This window comes from Ancylomarina sp. 16SWW S1-10-2, from assembly GCF_009669305.1.
In the GTDB taxonomy this organism is placed as follows: Bacteria; Bacteroidota; Bacteroidia; order Bacteroidales; family Marinifilaceae; genus Ancylomarina.
Map to the genome: position 1 here is coordinate 334214 of NZ_SADB01000001.1, position 20404 is coordinate 354617.

14 protein-coding genes are annotated in these 20404 nt (G+C 36.6%); all 14 read right to left on the bottom strand.

All coding sequences use genetic code 11. From position 1 onward, the window contains the following. Window positions 1-445 precede the first annotated feature (445 nt). The 14 genes from EMN46_RS01460 to EMN46_RS19610 all read right to left on the bottom strand — a co-directional run bounded on the left by EMN46_RS01460 (window position 446) and on the right by EMN46_RS19610 (window position 20103). Window positions 446-1525: a hypothetical protein gene (locus EMN46_RS01460; RefSeq protein ID WP_154198891.1), complete on the bottom strand. Its 1080-nt coding sequence runs from the start codon at window positions 1523-1525 to the stop codon at window positions 446-448. 170 nt (window positions 1526-1695) lie between these two features. After that, the gene (locus EMN46_RS01465; protein ID WP_154198892.1) at window positions 1696-3405 is read right to left on the bottom strand and encodes a glycoside hydrolase family 43 protein; all 1710 of its coding nucleotides are present in this window, start codon (window positions 3403-3405) and stop codon (window positions 1696-1698) included. Next, window positions 3406-4719 (bottom strand): sugar phosphate isomerase/epimerase, encoded by a 1314-nt coding sequence (locus EMN46_RS01470; RefSeq protein WP_195715155.1) that lies wholly within the window; start codon window positions 4717-4719, stop codon window positions 3406-3408. It abuts the gene before it with no gap. Between the two features lie 133 nt (window positions 4720-4852). Next, a complete protein-coding gene (locus EMN46_RS01475; RefSeq protein WP_154198894.1) occupies window positions 4853-5821 on the bottom strand; it encodes a glycoside hydrolase family 43 protein in 969 nt (322 codons plus the stop codon). A 128-nt stretch (window positions 5822-5949) separates the two neighbouring features. Next, window positions 5950-7089 carry an endo-1,4-beta-xylanase gene (locus tag EMN46_RS01480; protein ID WP_154198895.1) on the bottom strand — a complete coding sequence of 380 codons (1140 nt, stop codon included), beginning with the start codon at window positions 7087-7089 and terminating at the stop codon, window positions 5950-5952. Between the two features lie 19 nt (window positions 7090-7108). Further along, complete coding sequence (locus EMN46_RS01485; RefSeq protein WP_154198896.1) at window positions 7109-8575, bottom strand: MFS transporter; 1467 nt, start codon at window positions 8573-8575, stop codon at window positions 7109-7111. A gap of 170 nt (window positions 8576-8745) precedes the next feature. Next, a complete protein-coding gene (locus EMN46_RS01490; RefSeq protein ID WP_154198897.1) occupies window positions 8746-11382 on the bottom strand; it encodes a glycoside hydrolase family 3 C-terminal domain-containing protein in 2637 nt (878 codons plus the stop codon). Between the two features lie 22 nt (window positions 11383-11404). After that, a complete protein-coding gene (locus EMN46_RS01495) occupies window positions 11405-12235 on the bottom strand; it encodes an endo-1,4-beta-xylanase (RefSeq protein ID WP_154198898.1) in 831 nt (276 codons plus the stop codon). Window positions 12236-12281: 46 nt separating this feature from the next. Further along, on the bottom strand, window positions 12282-13697 hold the full coding sequence (locus EMN46_RS01500; protein WP_154198899.1) for an alkaline phosphatase: 1416 nt from the start codon (window positions 13695-13697) through the stop codon (window positions 12282-12284). Window positions 13698-13928: 231 nt separating this feature from the next. Further along, complete coding sequence (locus tag EMN46_RS01505; protein ID WP_229130234.1) at window positions 13929-14141, bottom strand: ThuA domain-containing protein; 213 nt, start codon at window positions 14139-14141, stop codon at window positions 13929-13931. Between the two features lie 193 nt (window positions 14142-14334). Then, on the bottom strand, window positions 14335-14493 hold the full coding sequence (locus EMN46_RS01510; protein WP_154198900.1) for a hypothetical protein: 159 nt from the start codon (window positions 14491-14493) through the stop codon (window positions 14335-14337). 119 nt (window positions 14494-14612) lie between these two features. Beyond that, window positions 14613-16358: a RagB/SusD family nutrient uptake outer membrane protein gene (locus EMN46_RS01515; protein WP_154198901.1), complete on the bottom strand. Its 1746-nt coding sequence runs from the start codon at window positions 16356-16358 to the stop codon at window positions 14613-14615. 21 nt (window positions 16359-16379) lie between these two features. Then, on the bottom strand, window positions 16380-19511 hold the full coding sequence (locus tag EMN46_RS01520) for a TonB-dependent receptor (protein ID WP_154198902.1): 3132 nt from the start codon (window positions 19509-19511) through the stop codon (window positions 16380-16382). Between the two features lie 418 nt (window positions 19512-19929). Continuing rightward, window positions 19930-20103, bottom strand: coding sequence for a hypothetical protein (locus tag EMN46_RS19610; protein ID WP_195715157.1), 174 nt, complete (start codon window positions 20101-20103; stop codon window positions 19930-19932). Between the last annotated feature and the right edge of the window lie 301 nt (window positions 20104-20404).

Sequence of the window (20404 nt, forward strand, 5' to 3'; positions counted from 1 at the left end):
GCACCTTTCAATCAAGGTTTCACTATAATTCAACAAATATATTGGTGCTCTGCACTTCTTGTTTCCTAAATGTAAATGTTCTTCTGATAATCCCTATGTTTTATACTCCGCAACTTTTGTTAATCTGACATCTATTATACTGCAGACACTGTACTGTGTGTAGCTTTAATTTATTGCAATAAACCTAACAAAATGGTGCAGAGCACCGTGACATTGTTTTTTTTATGATCTCTCTTCAAAAATATTTTTTTGCTACGGTGCGCTGCACTTTTTAAATTTCCATTCTCAATACTCTACAAATACTTCTCAACTCTGTTGCTTTAATTTACAGCACTTTCTTTGGAGAATAGTGCAGAGCACCGTAATATTTTCAATTCAAAATGATGTGTTGAATTGAAAAATTAAAATGCCCTGTCAGAGATTTCAACCACTGACGGGCAAAATTTTATTTCCACTCGCTTAAAATTTTAAAAAATGCTTTTTTACGTGGTGAATTGATTCCCCAATCGACAGGAGGATTCTGATATCCACATTCAAAAGCCTCTCCTTTTCGGCGATAATCAAAATATCCCCAAGATACTTTCTGACTTGTGGCAGTAACAAAATTATTCTTTGGCTGATCAAAACCTTCATGATCATCTTCGTTGTACACAATGGGTTGTCCTTTGTACGATTTTAAAGCCTTGATTTTATTTACTTGCTCCACAATTCCTTGCCATTTCTTGATACCATTGCCATGAATTAAAATAAAATCGGAAACCGCAGCAACCGTATCTGTTGGAATGTGATTACCCAGAAAACTGGTTCCTACCAACAAACTTTTCCCTTGCACTTGGCGTGATTTTGCCAAATTAATCAACTCATGCACTCGCTCTTCTTGAAGTATTGAGTGAGAATATAGAAATGAACTTTCGTTACAAACCTCAAGCAATACATTCTGAAAATTATTTTCTAAAATCCAATCAACAGTATTTACAAGGCCATTTTTTATTGACTCTTCGCTTTCCATTCTTCTCTCCTGTCCAAAATAATATACACCAACAATAGCAACCATTCCCAAACGATCGGCTTCGGTCAATATTTGCTTTAAACGATTCATATAATCCAAACGCAATTCGCCTTTTTCAGAAATTGCCGAGTTGTGCCAAGGCTGCGTTTCCGAATAGCCTTCGGGACTCCCACCTTGCAAATTAATGGTGAAGGCTAACAAACCATTCTCCTTCCACAAAGGCATTGCTTCTATAAACTCTTTGGTATTTCTATTGGCATCCCAAGTTTTAGTATCAGGATATGCCCATCTATCAACAGTTTCAGGATTTAAATCATCGTAAATTCCTTGCACCATTCTCACATTGGGCAACAAACCTTGAATTGAATAATCTCGCCAAGTCTTGCCTTCTAAAGTCGGTTTTCCATTAATATAAAATTCATCAGCTTTAATGCTGACTATCGTTTTATCTCCAGTATTTTCACACGAAGAAAAAACTAGAAGAGTAAGAGTGAATAGTAATAAATGATTTTTCATTTTTTTATAATTAGTTATTGAATGAAATAGGTAAATAAGATAAATATTTATTCGAATTATACATCCGTCTCCGCACAAATTCCGAGTCCCTAAATCCCTGCCGAATCATCGGAATAAAGATTTTAAAAGCACCGTAAAGATAAAAAAATGCTGACGGACTAAGCTCTTAATTAATGATTAGCTGATGCATACATTCCAATATAAGCTCCAACAAAACCGCCTGCGATTTTCGTACTCAGCAGACTTGCATCAATATTTTCGGCAAATAATATCCAATTTTCAGTATCAAGCGAATAGTAAAAATTGTAATATTTGCCTTTGCCTTCTATTTTAAGTGAGACTTTCGAATTACCAATCAATTTCAATTGATTGATAACCAACTCTCCTGGAGTTTCACCTCCAGAAATAGCCTTTTCTAAATGAAGATACGTTTTGCCCTTTTCCTGTACTTTTCCAAAGAAAAAATGATGCGATTCGTTCTGAAAACATACTAAACCAGCTACTTCCTTATCTTTTTGGGGTTCAAAATCCATTTTAACCTCTACTTCAAAATTAGCATGTTGCTGTCGTCGACCAATAAAAGCAGTATTCCCTTTTTCATAAATGTTGATTTCGATCAAATCGATTTCTAAAAATTTTTCCTGGGGATTGATACGATACCATTTCGTGTGTGGTGTACGAATAAAATTCCACTCCAAACTAAGGGTATCTGAATCGAAATAATCTGTTTTTGTAAAATTTCCATTGGGAACAAGATCTGATTCCTCAATTGTTGAAAGCAGTCCGTTTTTTTCTTGTATCAGGCCAACGGCTTTATCTGATTCTAAAAATACCGGCCATCCATCTTTCCAACTAACAGGCAATAAAAAAGTCTCTCGTCCAGTATTAAAATAATTTTCGCCGTAAGGCCTACAGCCTAAAAACACGCCCCACCAATCGCCATTTTTATCTTGAATAATATCAGCATGACCGGTACAAGTAACCGGATATTCTCTATCGGAACTCAACTGTCTTTGCGATAAAATCGGATTGTTTTCGTAGGAAATGTAGGGTCCTTCCACTTCTTTACTTCTAAAAATAACCTCGGAATGATCTTCAGCGGTTCCGCCTTGGGCACACATTAAATAGTAGTAATCTTTTATTTTATAAAGGTGCGGTCCTTCAATCCAAATTGGTTTTTTAAGGATATCGGTACCACCAGTTACAATTACTTTACCTTCCCCAATTACCTTATCGGTAACTAAATCGTATTCCCACATGCGAATGGCTCTGTGTCCATCGTAAAGGGCCTCTCCATCGGGTTCGGAGTTGTGAACAATATAAGCCTTTCCATCCTCATCAATAAACAGGGAAGGATCAATTCCCTCTATTTTAGGAAGCCAAATTGGCTCACTCCATTCCCCAGCAGGATCTTTCGCTTTCACAATAAAATTGTTTTTTCCACCAACCACTGTGCCAATCAAATAAAAAGTATCATTCAATTTATTATAGGTAATTGCAGGAGCAAAAACTCCCTGAGAAATACCCAAAGAATCTAAATTCAGTTGACTAGGTCGATCCAACACATGCCCCAACTGCTCCCAATCTGTCAAATTAGTGCTATGAAAAACGGGGATACCAGGAAAAAATGAAAAACTAGAATTCACCAAATAAAAATCATCACCCTTTTTACAGATGGATGGATCGGGGTAAAAACCAGGTAAAATAGGATTGTAAAATTCATTTGAATCCAATTGATTATCCGTGTAAAAGGAATCTTTTCCCTGATAAGAAAAAGAATAAAATCGAACTTTATTTTGAATATCTACATTAGGTGTGCATGCAAAAAGCACAAAAACTAAAAAAAGCAGAGTAGATATATTAACTAGATTTCGTAACATTTATTTTTTGTTTTGATAGTAAGTATTGATATAATCCCATGCTAAACTCACACTATACAAAGGTGGAAAATTATAGTCCTCCACTTCTGCAAGAATATATTTAAGTGCTATTTTATTTTGATATTCAAATATTTCGTCAAAATTGATCTTCCCACTTTCTCCTAATTCCTTATCATCTTTCACATGCCAACTTATAAATCGGTTGGGATATTTCTTAAAGTAATCTACTGGATTTGCACCTCCTCTATTCATCCAGTAAAAATCTGTTTGAAAGAAAACTAGATCAGGATCTGTATGTTGCAGGAAATAATCGTAAACACGAACTCCATCTACAAATAAAAACTCATCAGCATGGTTATGAAATACGAATTGCAACCCATTATCCGCACAAAGTTTGCCAATGGCATTGTAATAATCGCAGAAATTTTGCAAATCAGCAATCGTTTTTATTCCCTTAATTTGATTGTTGGAAGTGGATAGGTATGCAACTCCCGCTTTTTTATGATCACTTATGCATTTTCCCCACCATTTCAATGACTCATTCCACTTTCCTTTTAGGGGAAGGTTATGAAAGGTCATCGACCCAAGGAACTTCATTCCAGCCTTTTCTACTTCTTCTTTAAACAGAGTCGGACTCATGCCATAAAACAAACCATTATCGTATACAAAAGTCTCTACAAAAGCGTATCCCATTCTTCCCAAAAGTTTCAAAGTACCAATCGGATCTTTCTGCATTTCATCGTGCACTGAGACCAACTGAATGCCAATATTCTTCGCTTTTGAATTGGCTTTAACATATCTAGTTTTCCATAAGCTCTTATTGGCATTATCAAAACCTTCAACCATTACTTCGGTGCAATTCAGAAAATCGAATGTAACACTCATGGTTTTCTTTCCATTCAAATCTGAATCCTGCATAAACCATTTATTTTCAGATGAAAATGCGCCTGTACCGGTAAAAAACTCTCCACTTTCGTTATGCCCAGCAGCAAAAATCTTGTCTGTTTTATGATCGTAACCAATTAATTCAACAAGTATCGGATAATATTTCCCATTTCGATATTGCTGCACCTCTACCTGTAATGATTGTTTCCCAAGCTTAGGGGTATTAATCATTCTCAAATTTGGATGTTTTGCTATGCTATCGGTATCTGCATTTATAGAACTCACCCAAGTTCCGGCATACTGGTACAAACGATCTTGTTGTTCCGAAATAGAATACGAATTTTGTGCAATCGCATTCACAGATTGAATCGTTAATAGAATCAGACAAACAACGACCTGTTTCCATTTATCCATTATTTTCTTTTTCATGTTCTTGTATCTCATTTTTATTAGGTACAACAAGAGATTTCTCTCGTGGCACCAAACTTCTAAAATAGGTAAGGTGCATTGAAGAACTCCCCAATACACCTTTACTAACTAATCTATGAAAAAATAAAGATCATTAAGCCATTCCATCTAGTGGTTTAATGGTACCATCTTCGTTGTATTCCAATTCAACAAATTTCACGCTTCGTAACCAAGTTTTTCCTTCTGATGGTTTACAGTCATGATAAAAAAGATACCATTTACCCTTAAACTCACATATGGAATGATGAGTAGTCCAGCCAACTACTGGTGATAAAATCTCTCCCATATATTTAAATGGTCCGTATGGGTTATCTCCAATGGCATAACACAATAAATGCGTGTTACCAGTAGAGTAAGAGAAGTAATATTTTCCGTTGTACTTATGCATTTTTGCTGCCTCGAAGAAACGACGATCATGATCGCCTGCTTTAAGAGGTTTTCCATCCTCATCTAAAATCACAACATCTTTGGGTTCTTCGGCATATTCTAACATGTCGTCAGCCATACGAGCAACTTTCGCGCACAAAGCAGGCTCCTCATCAGCAGGTTCTGCACCTACCTCAATGGCCTTGTTATCGCGGTAGCGTTGCAATTGTCCGCCCCAAATTCCACCATAATACATGTAATGCTCGCCATCTTCGTCCTCAAACATGGCAGGATCGATACTGTAAGAGCCCAAAATTGGGTGCTTTTCAGCAATAAAAGGTCCTTCTGGAACATTGCTTACCGCGGCTCCAATTCTAAAAATGTCATTTTTATCTTTTAAAGGAAAGTAGAAATAGTATTTTCCATCTTTACATGCAGCTGCAGGAGCCCACATTTGCCTTCCCGACCAAGGCACATCATCTACATCCAGAATGACACCATGATCAGTTACTTTTCCATCGATCTCCTCCATAGAATAAACATGATAATCTCTCATCGCAAAATGATCGCCATTATCATTCTCTGGCATTCCAGTTTCGATATCGTGAGATGGATAGAGATACAATTTCCCATTAAAAACATGAGCCGCTGGATCGGCAGTATATAAATCGTCTACTAAGTATTTTGGTGTTTTCATATTGATAATTTTATATTCTCTTAAAAAAAGAGTTTTTGGAAAACCAATCACGACTTAAGCCAGCCAAACTATGTAGTACGCAATTGGCATCCAAACTCAAATTTATAATCTCGATTAAGTAAATTATACTATAATTCTTTTCTTAAATTAATGATTGCCTGAACTGCGCCCTTTGCCTTGTTATTTCTATCAAAAAGCAAAGGATAATCAGTTCTTCCAGCTACAGGCCAATAGTTACGCCAAGTCTGTGAATCGTTAACTCCCCAAACAGTAACCCGACCAATTTTATCCTGATGTTTGTTGAATAATTTAAAAAACTCAACATATCTATTATTTAACTGTACAGAAATTGAATCAGGAAGTTCCGTTGGGTATGGATTCAATTCTGGTTTAAACTCATAACTCTTTGCAACATCTGCTCCAACATTCAAATCTGGGAAAGGCAATACCGAAATATCCAATTCTGTAATCATTACCTTCACGCCTAAACTAGCAAATTCTACGATACTTTTTTCAAACTCATTCATATCAGGAGTGGTAATTGAGCTATGTGCCTGCATTCCAATTCCATCGATTCTAACTCCAGCTTCCTGCAGGCTTTTTACCATACGAATAACACCATCGCGTTTTGCAGGAATAGACATGGAATAATCATTATAATACAATTCGGCTTCTGGATCAGCATCATGTGCAAATTGGAAAGCCAATTTTACGAAATCTTCACCAATAATCTGAACCAACTTACTATCGCGGAAAGTTCCATCTTCCATAATGGTTTCGTTCACAACATCCCAGCCTTTTACACGACCTTTGTAACGACCAACTACTGTTGAAATGTGTGTTCTCAAGCGCTCAATCATCACGTCGCGACTAACATCATTCCCTAAGCTATCGACAAAGAACCAAGCTGGAGTTTGCGAATGCCAAACTAAGGTATGACCAGTGACGAACATATTGTTCTTTTCGCCGAATTCAACAAATTTATCCGATAAGGTAAAATCAAACTTTCCTTCTTCAGGTTGTATTACCTCGCTTTTCATGCAATTTTCGGCAACAACAGTATTAAAATGCTTTGTTACCACTTGAAGCGATAAACTATCTTCACCCAAAATTTGAGGCGTATTTAATGCCGTTCCAATTAGGTAAGATCCTTTAAGAGCATCTTTCATCCCCTCTTCGGATGCGCATTTATTTTCTGAACAAGCACTCATGATTGCGACTGTAGCACCAATCAATAAGAGGCCTTTGGTATAACTTCTAATTTTCATAATTTGTTTATTTAAAGGGTTATGCATTTTGTCTGCGTAGTGTTAATTCTTTTTCAATAAGTATCTCCTTTTTCTTATCGATATCGTAAAAGAAAAGACAGGCCACACTCACACAAAAGGTAAGGGTTGGTAAGACACTCATCGCTAATTTTATTCCGCCTATTGTTTCCGGTGATTGTGTCAATAATTGTTCGTTATAGCCGTACATAGCCAAAATTCCAGCTACCAAAGCTCCGCCAATACTCAATCCGGCTTTTAAACCAAAAATCATTGCTGAAAAGATAATTGCAGTAGCTCGTCGGTTGTTTTTCCACTCCGAATAATCGGCAACATCGGCAATCATTGCCCAAAGTAGTGGCGTTGATACGCCATAAAATAAACCATGCACCATTTGAGTTATGAATACCAATGCGATGGATTGTGGTGAATAAAAATAAAAGGCTAACAAGCATAATGCAGATATAAATAAACTGGTTCCAAATGCATCTCTTTTACCATATCGATCTGCGAAGAACTTAGAGAATCCAATTCCAATAATCATACATATAATACCTGAAGCATTAAATAAACTAAAACCAGAAGTAGAAATATCGTCGGGCCAATGAAAACCAACTAAGCCCATATTGGTTAAAAGGTTATTTAAACCATCAATAAAATTATTAAAGCCAATATCATTTAAAAAAGTACCTAATGCCTGCTCATCTAGATAATTTTCAAAATAGTAAACATACATTCCACCTTTTAGAGATAGCGTAATGAAAATAAAAACCGTTAAAACCAACATGGCAATCCAAGGTTTGTTTTTAAACAAATCGGCAAAGTCTTGCTTAACACTTGTATGTTGATCTTCGTTAGGCTTAATTCTCTCTTTGGTAGTTAAAAAAGTGATTAGCAGAAATACGACTCCTACTACCGCAAAAATTCCAATTGTATTTTCAAAACCAACTGTTTTATCGCCATCGCCAAGAATTAAAACCAATGGTAAAAGCAAGGCCTGTACAATAAATTGGGCAATCATTACTGCAACAAAACGATAAGATGAAATACTATTCCTCTCTTTCATATCGCCTGTAATTACGCCACTTAAAGCCGAATAAGGTAAGTTACTAGCAGAATAAACTAAGACCAATAAAATGTAGGTTCCCAAAGCATAAACAACTTTACCTGATGGTCCAAAATCAGGTGTGCTAAAAGCTAGCATAGCCAATCCACCAAAAGGTACGGCAGTCCATAAAATCCAAGGTCGGAACTTCCCCCATCTTGTTTTGGTTCTATCGGCAATCACCCCCATAATTGGGTTAAAGAATGCACCAATCATTCCCCCTGCAAATATGATAGCAGAGGCTTTCGCTGGCGGAATTTTATACACATCGGTATAAAAGAATGCCAAAAAAGTCATTAAGGTTTGAAAAATTAGGTTGGCAGCTAGGTCTCCCAAACTGTAACCAATCTTTTCTTTTATCGAAATTTTTGTGGACTCGCTCATATTGTATTTTTATAAATCTATTTTGTCACTGTACTTTTCTATTCAAAACTCTCTATATCATCGCTAACAACTCTTTACTACACTTTAAAAAAAGGACATAAAATTGGCTAAAACACTCAATTTATGAAGCTTGAATGCTATTGTTTATATACTCAGGAATAGATCTTTATTTATTTGTCCATTACACAGGCAGAACCTTCAACAAGTATGGTTTTTGTTAGTACTTTTCTTTCTTGAATTCGTTTCGGAGTAGGTTGTGCTCCCCCAATCGAAATCTCTAATTCTCCTGACAAAACAACTTCTCTGAATTGATCATCAACAACAGTTAATTGATCTGCATCGATACTGAAATTAATGGTTTTTCTTTCTCCAGCCTTTAGCATTACTCTTTGAAATTCGACTAGTGATTTAATCGGATTTACGCCTCCAGCTTGTGGATTTGCTGCATAACACTGAATCACCTCTTCACCATCAATCTTACTATTATTAGTTACATCTACCGATATTTCAACACAATCGCCAGGAGAAATATGATCTGCTGTTTTTAGATTTGAATAGGTAAAATCAGAATAACTCAAGCCAAAACCGAAATCGTATAAAGCATCTCCTTTAAAATAACGATAGGTTTTCCCTCTCATATCGTAATTGTTGAATGCTGGAATATCGTCTACACTTTTGTAAAAAGTTAATGGCAAACGACCCGCTGGATTATAATCACCAAACAATACATCGGCAATTGCGGTTCCTCCTGCTTGTCCAGGATACCACGCCTCAACAATTGCAGGTATATTTTCGTTTTCCCAATTAATAGCCAAAGCACTTCCGTTTAACAAAACCAAAACCATTGGTTTACCCAACTTCTTAATTTCTTTCATTAAAGCAGTTTGTGTTCTAGGCAATTTAATATCCAAACGGTCACCATGAGCAAAACCTTCTACCTTAACTTTCATTTCTTCGCCTTCGAGCAAAGGGCTAATTCCCATACAAAAAATAACAACTTCAGCTTCTTTTGCAATTGCAATAGCCTCTTCAGTCAAGTTTTGATTTGGTTTTTCCCACAACAAACGCATCATGGCATGTTCGGTGTTATCTTGAATGTATTCCAATTTAATAGAATATGGCTTATTTGCTTCTAAATGCACATATTCATATTCTTTATGAGGATGATGAACTTCACTTCTAGAAATCAATAATGAATCTTGAAAGAATATTTTAATTCCTAAAAATCCTTCGCCTCCCAATGCATAATCACCTGACTCTTGAACCTTAATCTCACCCGTCCAACGAGCTGAAAATTTATCGTAAGCTAAATCTTCAAAAGGTGGTGTCGTTCCCCAAACAAAATCAACATTTGAATCGATTCTTGAATGAATAGGCTCACCGTTTAATTCTTTATTATTATAATATTCAGCAGATAAACCATTTTTAGTACAAGTTTTATCGGTAAATAAAACTGAAGAAGGAATGGCTTCAAAAATTGGCAATCCTTCGGCCAATTTACAACCTACAGCATACTTCACTTCTGCATTAGGCAACTTCTTTCTTATTCCTTCCAAAGGCGTAACAGGTGCAGATGGATAACCATTGTAGTTTCCCAACAGCACTTCCAAATCGTTTGCATTAGAACCGATTACAGCTACTTTCTTTATTGACTTATCAAGCGGCAATAATTTATTTTCATTTTTTAGAAGCACCATAGACTTTCTAGCAGTTTGCAAAGCCAATAGACGATGCATTTCAGAATCGACTACATCGTAAGAAATCTTCTCATATTTTACGGCTCCTTTGGGTGCAAACAAACCCAATTTTAAACGAGCAAGCAATAATCTCTTCACCGAAACTTCCAATTCGGCCTCAGTAATTAATCCATTTCTCACTGCCTCAACCAAAGAGGGGTATGAATTGCCACAATTTAGATCAGTACCAGCTTTAACTGCCATGGCTGCAGCTTCCTGTTGCGAAGAAGTAACTGCATGTGCTTCTGGCATATAAAAATCATTAATAGCCCAACAATCTGAAACAATATACCCTTTAAATCCCCATTTTTCTCGCAAAAGATTGCTTAAAGATTTGTTTCCACAACATGGTAAGCCATTATAACTATTGTAAGCACACATTACCGAATACACACCACCTTCTTGAATCACTTTTTTAAACTGAGGACTGTAAGTATTCAACATGTCGTATTGACTTGGCGTTGCATTAAAACTATGTCTTTCTGCTTCTGGACCACTATGCACAACAAAATGTTTTGCTGTTGCAATTACTTTATAATAATTTTCATCGTCGCCCTGTAAACCTTTTATGAATTGAACGCCAAGCTCACCTGTTAGATATGGATCTTCACCATAAGTTTCCATTCCTCTGCCCCATCGTGGATCTCTAAAAATGTTCACATTGGGTGTCCAAAAAGTTAATCCCTGATAAATTCCACGTTTCCCTTTTGCTACAAACTTGTGATGTTTTGCTCTAGCCTCATCAGAAATAGCATTTGCCACCTCGAACATTTGCTCACGATCCCACATGGCAGCCATTCCAATTGCTTGAGGAAAAACTGTTGCCACTCCAGCACGTGCTACTCCATGAAGACATTCATTCCACCAATTTTGGGCAGGAATATTTAGTCTATCAATGGCAGGCGATTCGTAACTCATCTGAGAAACTTTTTCGGCCAATGTCATCTGTGAAACCAAAGAATCAGCTTTTTCCTCGAATGAAAAGTTAGTATCTACATTCTTTTGCTGATTTTGCGAACACGAAAGCAAACCAAGTAAAAGAAATATCGGTAATAATTTATTTAATGTCATAGTAGTCAGTAATAATTTAATTTTATTGCAAGCCTTCTAAAAATCCGAAGTAAGCATCCTTTTTGTTACAATTTCCATCGAATAATAATGGCCAATCTTGTTGTCCATAAAAATCGATCAACCATGATTCAGAATCTTTCAATCCCCAAACTGTTAAGGCATATTTATTTACACTCGGAATACTATTATACACTTCAAAAACTTCTTTTACTTTGGCTTTTTGTGACATATATCTATCTGATGTTGATGAAGTTATACCCTTACTGGGGTTTACCCTCACATCTAATTCTGAAAAGGGAACTTTTAAGTTTCGTTCTATAATTCTATCTGTAGCTGTCTGAATATCAGCTTTAGCAGGATAATCATGAGAGATGAGCATTTGAAATCCAACACCATCAATTAGTATATCTCGAGCAATAAAATCATCAACCATTGTGAAAACAGCATTTTGTTTTGTTTGGTTGGTAATCATATTATAATCATTATAGATAATCAAAACATCAGGATCGGCAGCATAAACAAACTGATAACATTTAGCAATGTAATCATCGCCCATTTTTTGTCGATATACTGAATTCCTTAAATTCCCTGTTTCATCTTCAAATGCCTCAGTTACGACATCCCAAGAAGTTATTTTTCCCTTATAACGAGTTACAACTTTTGTGATATAATCCTCTATCATATCTTCAAATTTCTGGTCGGTACCTGCAAAATTCTTCACCCAATCAGGAGTTGAATTCTGCCAAATTAGGGCGTGTCCATGTACATTCATATCATTTGCAACAGCAAAATCTACAATTGCATCTGCAGCACTAAAATTATAACTACCTTCAGAAGGATACATAACATTCATATTAATTGAGTATGTTTTTAAAAGAATTTCATCTAAAAAAATTCACTTACATACCCATAACTTTCTGTATTTTTTTAGGTAAATCGGTATTATCAAAGAAACGAGAAAACTCTTCCTGTCCGGCACCTAGTACCCTAACTGGGACGGGCATCCCTGAATGATCGTTTGAACCCCAGCCTATTCCTGCTTTTTTATTCAGTATATAAGCGGCTGTTTCTCCTATTGATTTAATCTCTTCTGAAACTAAATAATCTGCATCCGGATTGACCTCGTTTCCCCCTTCAAACTGGTTTCCATATGCTCTTTTTAATAACGCTTTTTCGTTATCATCTAGACCCAAACCAATTGCACTATTCCCTAAACCAAAATCAGATTGAATGGTATCTAAAATCTGAAGAAATGAAACCATATTATTTTCATTATTCTCCTTAATATCATTCATTTTACGTTTAAATTCCTGAACAGAAATCACTTGGTATTGCAACAATTCTGGATGCATAGCATAATTAATACCAGTATACATTGATCCCGTTTCATGATCAGCGGTAACTATAATTAATGTTTCATCGGGGTGTTCTAGGTAAAACGCATAGGCTTCTTTAATAGCATCATTAAATGCAAGTACTTCATGAATCATGGTGACTCCATCGTTACCATGACATGCCCAATCAATTTTACCACCTTCAATCATCATAAAAAAGCCTTTATCATTATCCAGTATCTCAATACCTTTTTGTGTAAAATCAGCAAGAGAAAGCGCACCCTCTCTTTTATCAATTACCCAATAGAATTCACCTAATGGGTATCTCTCTGGATTAATTGCAATTACCTTTTCATCTCCATTCTTTAATTTATTAAATTCATCATGTGAATCTGCAATGGTATACCCATATTTAATTGCATTTTCATAAGAATCAGGCTGATCACCGTTCTTTCCTTTACGATAATGGAAACCTCCACCTCCAAAATAGTCAATATCATAAGTGGGTAGTTCCATACTAATATCATAGTACATATTACGCGAATCCTGATGAGCATAAAACGATGCAGGTGTTGCATGATCGATCATTACACTAGAAAGTATTCCTACTTTAAAACCAGCGCGTTTTAGTTTTACCGATATGCTCTCATAAACTATTGATTTATCGGGTGATTTTCCTAAAATTCCATTGTCGGTTTTAAAACCCGTTGACATTGCTGTTCCTGCTGCTGCCGATCCTGTAACAAAAGTATTAGCAGAATAAGTTGTCATATTAGACGATACCGGAAAATCAGTCATTAAAAGCCGGTCTACTTTAATTTCACCAGGTTTTGCATCTACATACATCTCCGTAGCATAAATTTGATTTACACCCATTCCATCACCGATAAAAAGAAAAACGTACTTTGCATTTGTTCCAGTTTGGCTATATCCAACAGCACAATAAAAAGCCATTGAAATTACCATAATATATTTTATCATATCCTATTTATTTTTTTCTTAAACAAATGTTTTTGTAGTTAGGTAGTGTTAATTGTTTGTTTTGTTTTTTTGAATAAATATTTTGAAGTAAACATATCATAAGTTGAATTTTTTTGATAAAACTAAATAGGCATATTTATAAAAAACATGTTGCATTGGTTAATATAAATAGGTTCAAAAAGTTTGTTAAAAATCTATTTATTAAATATCCAATATATTGCACCCCTGAATTCAATTTTTTTTATCTTTATATGATTCAGATTTATGACCTAAAACAGTGTAAAATGATCTTCCTCCTTCATATTCTTGATACCAGTAAATAGGATGTCTCTCTCCCATGCCTTTTAACGGAATGTCATCATAACCAGCAGTAAAATCATAAGAAGCTTCATCAACAGTCAATAGAACATGACGGCTACTCCAATTGTACAACCACATCATCATCGTTTGAACAAGACCAAAAAGAAATGATCAAACACAATAAGCTTATAATTTTATTGTTCTCATAATGTATTTTCTATTAAAAATAATTACAAAGTATGTTTAGATTTATTTTTAACTAATGACGAGTTTTAACACCTCGCCATTAATTTAAAAAGAACTCAATTATTAACTACTTTTATTAATATCCTGGATTTTAATCTTCAGTACCAACACTTGCATTAGAACTAATTTCAGCATCTGGTATTGGCCATAATTCATTTTTTCCTACTTGAAAACTTGTTTCTGCTAATTCAGTAGCTGCAATTCCCCATCTAAGCATACTATAGTAAATGTCTTTTTCATTAAAGATCATATCGCTAGGACTTGACGACTATCCCCCCGCACAGCGTACTTTGTTACCGTGCATGGCATACCCGGATAAGAGATTGTCCCTAATGAGACAATCCCTTTTAAAAGTATTATTTCTGACCACTAATTACTCCAGCCTGAGTAAAGACCCTCACCATTTCTGTATCCTTCCACCTGCTCCAAAAGCCCCTTGGATAGGTCGATCTGAGACTGAGGAATAGGGAAGAAACCTTTGGTTTCGTCATAGCGAGCACTGTAGCCTTTAGGATTCAAACCATTAAAAACAGCAGGCTTGCCAAAGTTTAGAACCGGTGTTCCAACCTGAGTCTCCAAAGCCGCTTTAGTATAGGTAGCCCCCCAGCGACGCATATCATTATAACGCAGACCTTCAAAGGCCAACTCATGACGACGCTCTTTCTGAAGATTCTCAAGAGAATAAGTCACCGGTGGCAAATCTGCACGGTCACGCACCTCGTTCATATACTGAGCATCCCCAGTTAGTTCAGACAACATAAGCAGCACATCGGCGAAACGGATAAAAACCAAATCATCGCCATGTGATAATTGATTGTTGTTCTGATTGCCATACATTAATACACTGTAATCATGCACAGCCTCGCCGGTTTCAGGGTTTTTAGCAGAAATACCATTATATTTCTTGCCCCAGTAATTACTTTCCAACACAAAATCCCATTGACCTACAGCATAATTGGGAAGTTCTGCTGCAATATCCATAACCGAAGCACCAATACGTGGATCATTTGGCTCATCTACCATCCACTGGTCAACCCATTGCTTTGGTATGGAGTTTGCCTGTCCCCATCCTCCTGCAAAGGGGAAGGTTTTATCAACTGATTGTAAACCACGCAAGGCAAAGTACAACTGATAAGTATTAGAATAGCCCCTGCGGATATCCCAGTTGGCAAAATTATTAAATTGAAGGGCAAACATAGTTTCTGGGTTTCGTGCTCCGTTGTCACTGGCATAAACTAGTTTTTTACCGGTGTCAGCCATATAATCTTGAATATAATCATAATCACCAATGGTCAGCGAGTTTGTGTAAGGCCAAAGCTCATGAAAATCGCCGACCAGCTTATGACCACTATGTCCAACACAATCAGTCAGGTAGTCAATAACATTTTGCTTACTCACACTGCCACCTTCTACCAAGGGTAGATCAGTATTCTGATAAAAACCCGTATAGAACAACCAAACGCGAGCCATCATGGCCTGGGCTGCCCAACGAGTAGCGTGTCCCTGTTCAATGTCTGTATAGGGGGTTTCCGGCATAATTTCAATAGCCATCTTCAAATCCGAGGCAATTTGTGCAAATATTTCCTCCGCAGAGGCGCCTGGCAAATCAACAACTTCAGTGGTTATTTTAAGCGGAACACTTCCATAAAGTGTAGCCAAACGGTGGTAAAAGAAGGCTCTCAAAAAATAAGCTTCACCCAAATACTGATTTCTCATTGCAGCAGTAAGTACAGCCTCATCCATTTCTGGCAAATTCTCGATTGCATAATTAGCTCGATGAATACCCTCATAAGTAGTTTCCCAGTTGTGTCCCAACATATCCAAATCTGAATACATAAAGGCTTCGAAAGCTTGTGGTTTTATGTCGTTTACTCCACCGCCGCCCAAAATCTCGTCACTGGCAACTATATTAGCGAAAAGGTAGCTTCCATCTGCGACTTGATGCTCATTATTCATGGTGGTGTAAATTCCCGCTATCATTTGCTTTGCTTCTTCCGCATTTGCAGGATAGTTTGCCGAAGTTTTCTGAGTTAGCGGATCAAAGCTTAAAAAGTCTTCACAGCCACTTACCAGCAAAGCAGCAAGTATTATATATATATATGCTATTCGTTTCATAGTTATCAAAATTTAAGGATTTTAGAATTTCAAATTAATTCCCATCAAGTAAGTACGTGGAGCTGGGTAAAAACCTAGGTCAATACCTGACGCATAAGATTGTTCGCTGCCATACCCCACTTCAGGATCCATACCTGAATAATCGGTAAAGGTTATCAGGTTACGTCCACATACATAGAAACGGGCTTGTCCAAAGGGCATTTTAGGAAACAGTTTTTTAAAATCATACCCTAAAGTTATATCTTGAATTTTAACAAAGTCACCATCCTCAATATAAAGGTCGGAAATATTCAACCTATTGGTGCTGTTTCCGGCAGTCATACGTGGAATTTTATTAGAAGTACCTTCACCCGTCCAACGACCTAATATTTCAGTGGTATAGTTGTCGAATTCCCTATCACCAAATGAACGATAAGATTTAAGAATCTGGTGTCCGAATGAACCTTTACCGCTTACTGAAAAATCAAAACCCTTGTAGGCAAAATTAAGACCAAATCCAATGCTCACATCAGGATGTGGATTACCAATCATGACCTTATCTTCTGGTGAGACATCTCCATCTCCATTAGTATCTGAGAAAATTAAATCACCAGGTGCGGGTGCATCCTGCAAAAAGCCATGTGTCCAGTTATCAATCTGAGTTTGGTTCTGGAATACCCCTGCGGTTTTATAACCGTAAAAATACCCAATTGGATGACCAACTTCTACTCGGTATACAGGATCCGTTCCCTGAGAAATAATATTATAGTCACTTTCTATGAAACCAGTATTATCACCCATTTTGATAACTTCATTTTTATTACTAGAAACGTTAAAATGAGCACCATATTTGAAATCACCGAAATTATCCTTCCAGCGCAGCCCCAATTCAAAACCTTTGTTTTCAATATCTCCGGCATTTACAAATGGAGGATTAGGTCCCATAATATCCGCAATCGGTGCCTGAACTAGCCAGTCCCTCGTGGTTTTGATATAGTAATCAAAGGCTAACTGCAGTTTCGAACTCATAATATAAGCATCCACACCAAGATTCAGCTGCTCAGACGTCTCCCAACTCACATCAGGGTTTGGAAGAACAGAAGGAAAGCCTCCCAACTGCATCTTATTCCGGTCACTTCCAAAACGGTAATTGTTTTCAACATTAAAACCAATCAAACTTAGGTATTGATAAGGATCAATATCAGCATTACCATTCTGGCCCCAACTGGCCCTCAACTTAAGGAAATCTAAAATATTGTTATCCTTCAAAAAACTTTCTTCTGTCATCACCCATCCGGCAGAAACCGATGGAAAGTAACCCCATTGCTTACCTGAAGCAAAGTTAGAGGAGGCATCGGCTCTCATCACAAAACTCATTAGGTACTTTTCGCTAAAGTCATAGTTCACCCTTCCGAAGAAAGAGGCCAAAGATCCTTGGTTATTCGGCCCGCCTGAAATACTGGTTACACCAGATGTTAATCCGTCCGTATTGTCAAGATAAGCATAATCAAATCCCTCAAAAGTTGGATTGGCATTGGTGACGTCCATACGTGAGCCAAAGCCCCATTTTTCAACCGATTGTCCCACTAATACGTCAAACGAATGTTGATCCAAATCAAATTTATAATTTACAGTGTTTTCTAGTGTCCAGCTGTATCCGCTACCACCATTTTGATTAATACTCCCTGTAGAAAGACCGGCATCTCCAGCTAGGTTATAGGCAGGCTGGTAGTTGCGATAGGCATCGGCAGACATTCGATATCCAAAACTACTTTTAAATATCAAATCGCGAACTGGCTGAACCTGAAGATAAGCATTGCTATTGATATTGTAGTTTTGCGTTTCATTCATCCCTCTATTATATTCCATTAAAGCCTGAGGATTATAAAGTCTGGTAGAAATCGCTTCCAACCCTGATGCCTGCAAATCTGCTCTTTCATAATAGTTGCCTTCAGCATTACGACTAGGCACCAAAGGGTTTCCTGTCAACATGTTATGTATGTCATTATAATACTTATTGCCAATGGCTACACCAGATTTCTCACGGAAACTGTAGTTAAAAGTTTGACCGACCTTAATAACATCAAGATCTCCGTTTTCATAGATAATATGATCACTGTTCATACGAACAGTATATTTCTCATTCGTGGGTTCAACCGGTGCCCCTAAAATACCTTCCTGCGAAGAATAAGAGAAGCCTAGGGCGAAAACTGACTGATCAGAGCCTCCAGAAATGTTAATAGCATGATTTTGAATGGGTGCATTTTTGTTTTCAATTTCTTTCATCCAGTTTGTGCCATTCCATTGACCACTATTAATTTGCGAATATAAATCTGGAATTACAGAAGCAAAATCAATAGCTTCTTTTCCAGAAACCACACGTTCTTCATTGTAGATTTCCATAAACTGCTTAGCATTCAGCAAATCAGGCATTTTAGCCACATTCTGAACACCATAAAACGCATCGTAGCTTACAACTATACGTCCTTTTCGACCACCTTTAGTTGTTACCATAATTACACCATTGGCTGCACGTGAACCATAAATCGCTGCAGAAGCCGCATCTTTCAACACATCGATGGATTCAATATCGGCAGGGTTGAGGTTGTTGATATCACCCCCGGCCACTCCATCAATAACGTACAGAGGAGCGGAATTACCAGCGGTACCCAAACCCCTTATATTAACTTTAAAGCCTTCACCGGGCATCCCCGAAGATTGGGTAATATTTACACCAGGTGAAAAAGACTGAATAGCCTCTAAAGCTTGAGTGCTATTCTGCCCCTGCATTTCATCAGCACCAATTGAGAGATTGGCACCGGTAACCAGCTTTTTCTTCATAACACCGTAACCAACTGCTACTACTTCATTCAAACCGATTGAAGATTCAGCAAGATCAATATTGATTACAGATAGCCCTTTAACTTCCTGTGCTAAAGTCGTAAAACCAATAAAGGAATAAAGTAAAATGGCATTTTCGTTAACCGAAATGGTATAATTACCATTTATGTCCGTAGAAGTTCCATTGGTAGTACCCTTCTCAACAACAGCAACACCTGGTAGAGACTCCCCGGATTCTTTGACTACTACTTTACCCGATACTACTTTCTGCTGTGAATAAGCAGTAACGCTCAAAATAAGCATCAAGAGTAATAAATTAAGTTTTCTTTTCATCTTTTAATAATTAGGTTAGAATAAAATGAAGGCAGAAGAAATACCTTGTTACTTAGATTTGTATTATCGATCTGGTCAAAATAAAATTTAAAACCTTTGCGCAATAAGAATTTCAAACCTTTGCGTAATATCGATTTTTCTCCTTTTGCAAGTTTAACTCTAACCCATAAACTGAAAGTTTAAATTCTTCCAAAGAAGGTTTAAATTCTTCCAAACAACTATACTACTGATACATAAAAGACACATAATTCATTAATCAGCTACTAAAATCAGAGTAAATAAACCGAAATAATATCCAATTCGATAAAAAAATCACTTAATTCTTCCCCCTAATCAATTATAGTTATCACAAAATTGTTAGATAGATGCACTATATACATAATAATCTCAGTATTCCTCTTAAGATTGATCTGATATTTTAAGATTGAGGACCTTGAATTATAACAATCGGTACGCCTTTGCGATCTTTAGCTACTTTATTAGTAGTTATCGTATAAAGCTCTCCAATGGTTAGGGTTGTTTCATCAACACTTAGTTTAAAACCAATATTTTCAAGGAAAAACATCGATAATGATGGTTTATGGAACACCACAGGTAGTTGTCTAATAATAGAAATCGCACACACAATTTGGGAAAGATGGTGGTTTAGAAAACAATTTGCTATCGCAGAAATCAAAAGAAATTAAATTACAGCACGACGAATTATGGAAGTAAATCTGGTAAAAGATAAATTGTTTTCGATAATCGCACATGATCTTAGATCACTTACCTTGATTGGAACCATTACCTTGTACATATTGATTCATCTTTTTTACCCATACTGCCAACTCATACTGAAAAAATAAATCCAGATAAAACAAATTGTTTCATCTGGATTTCATTTAAATCATATA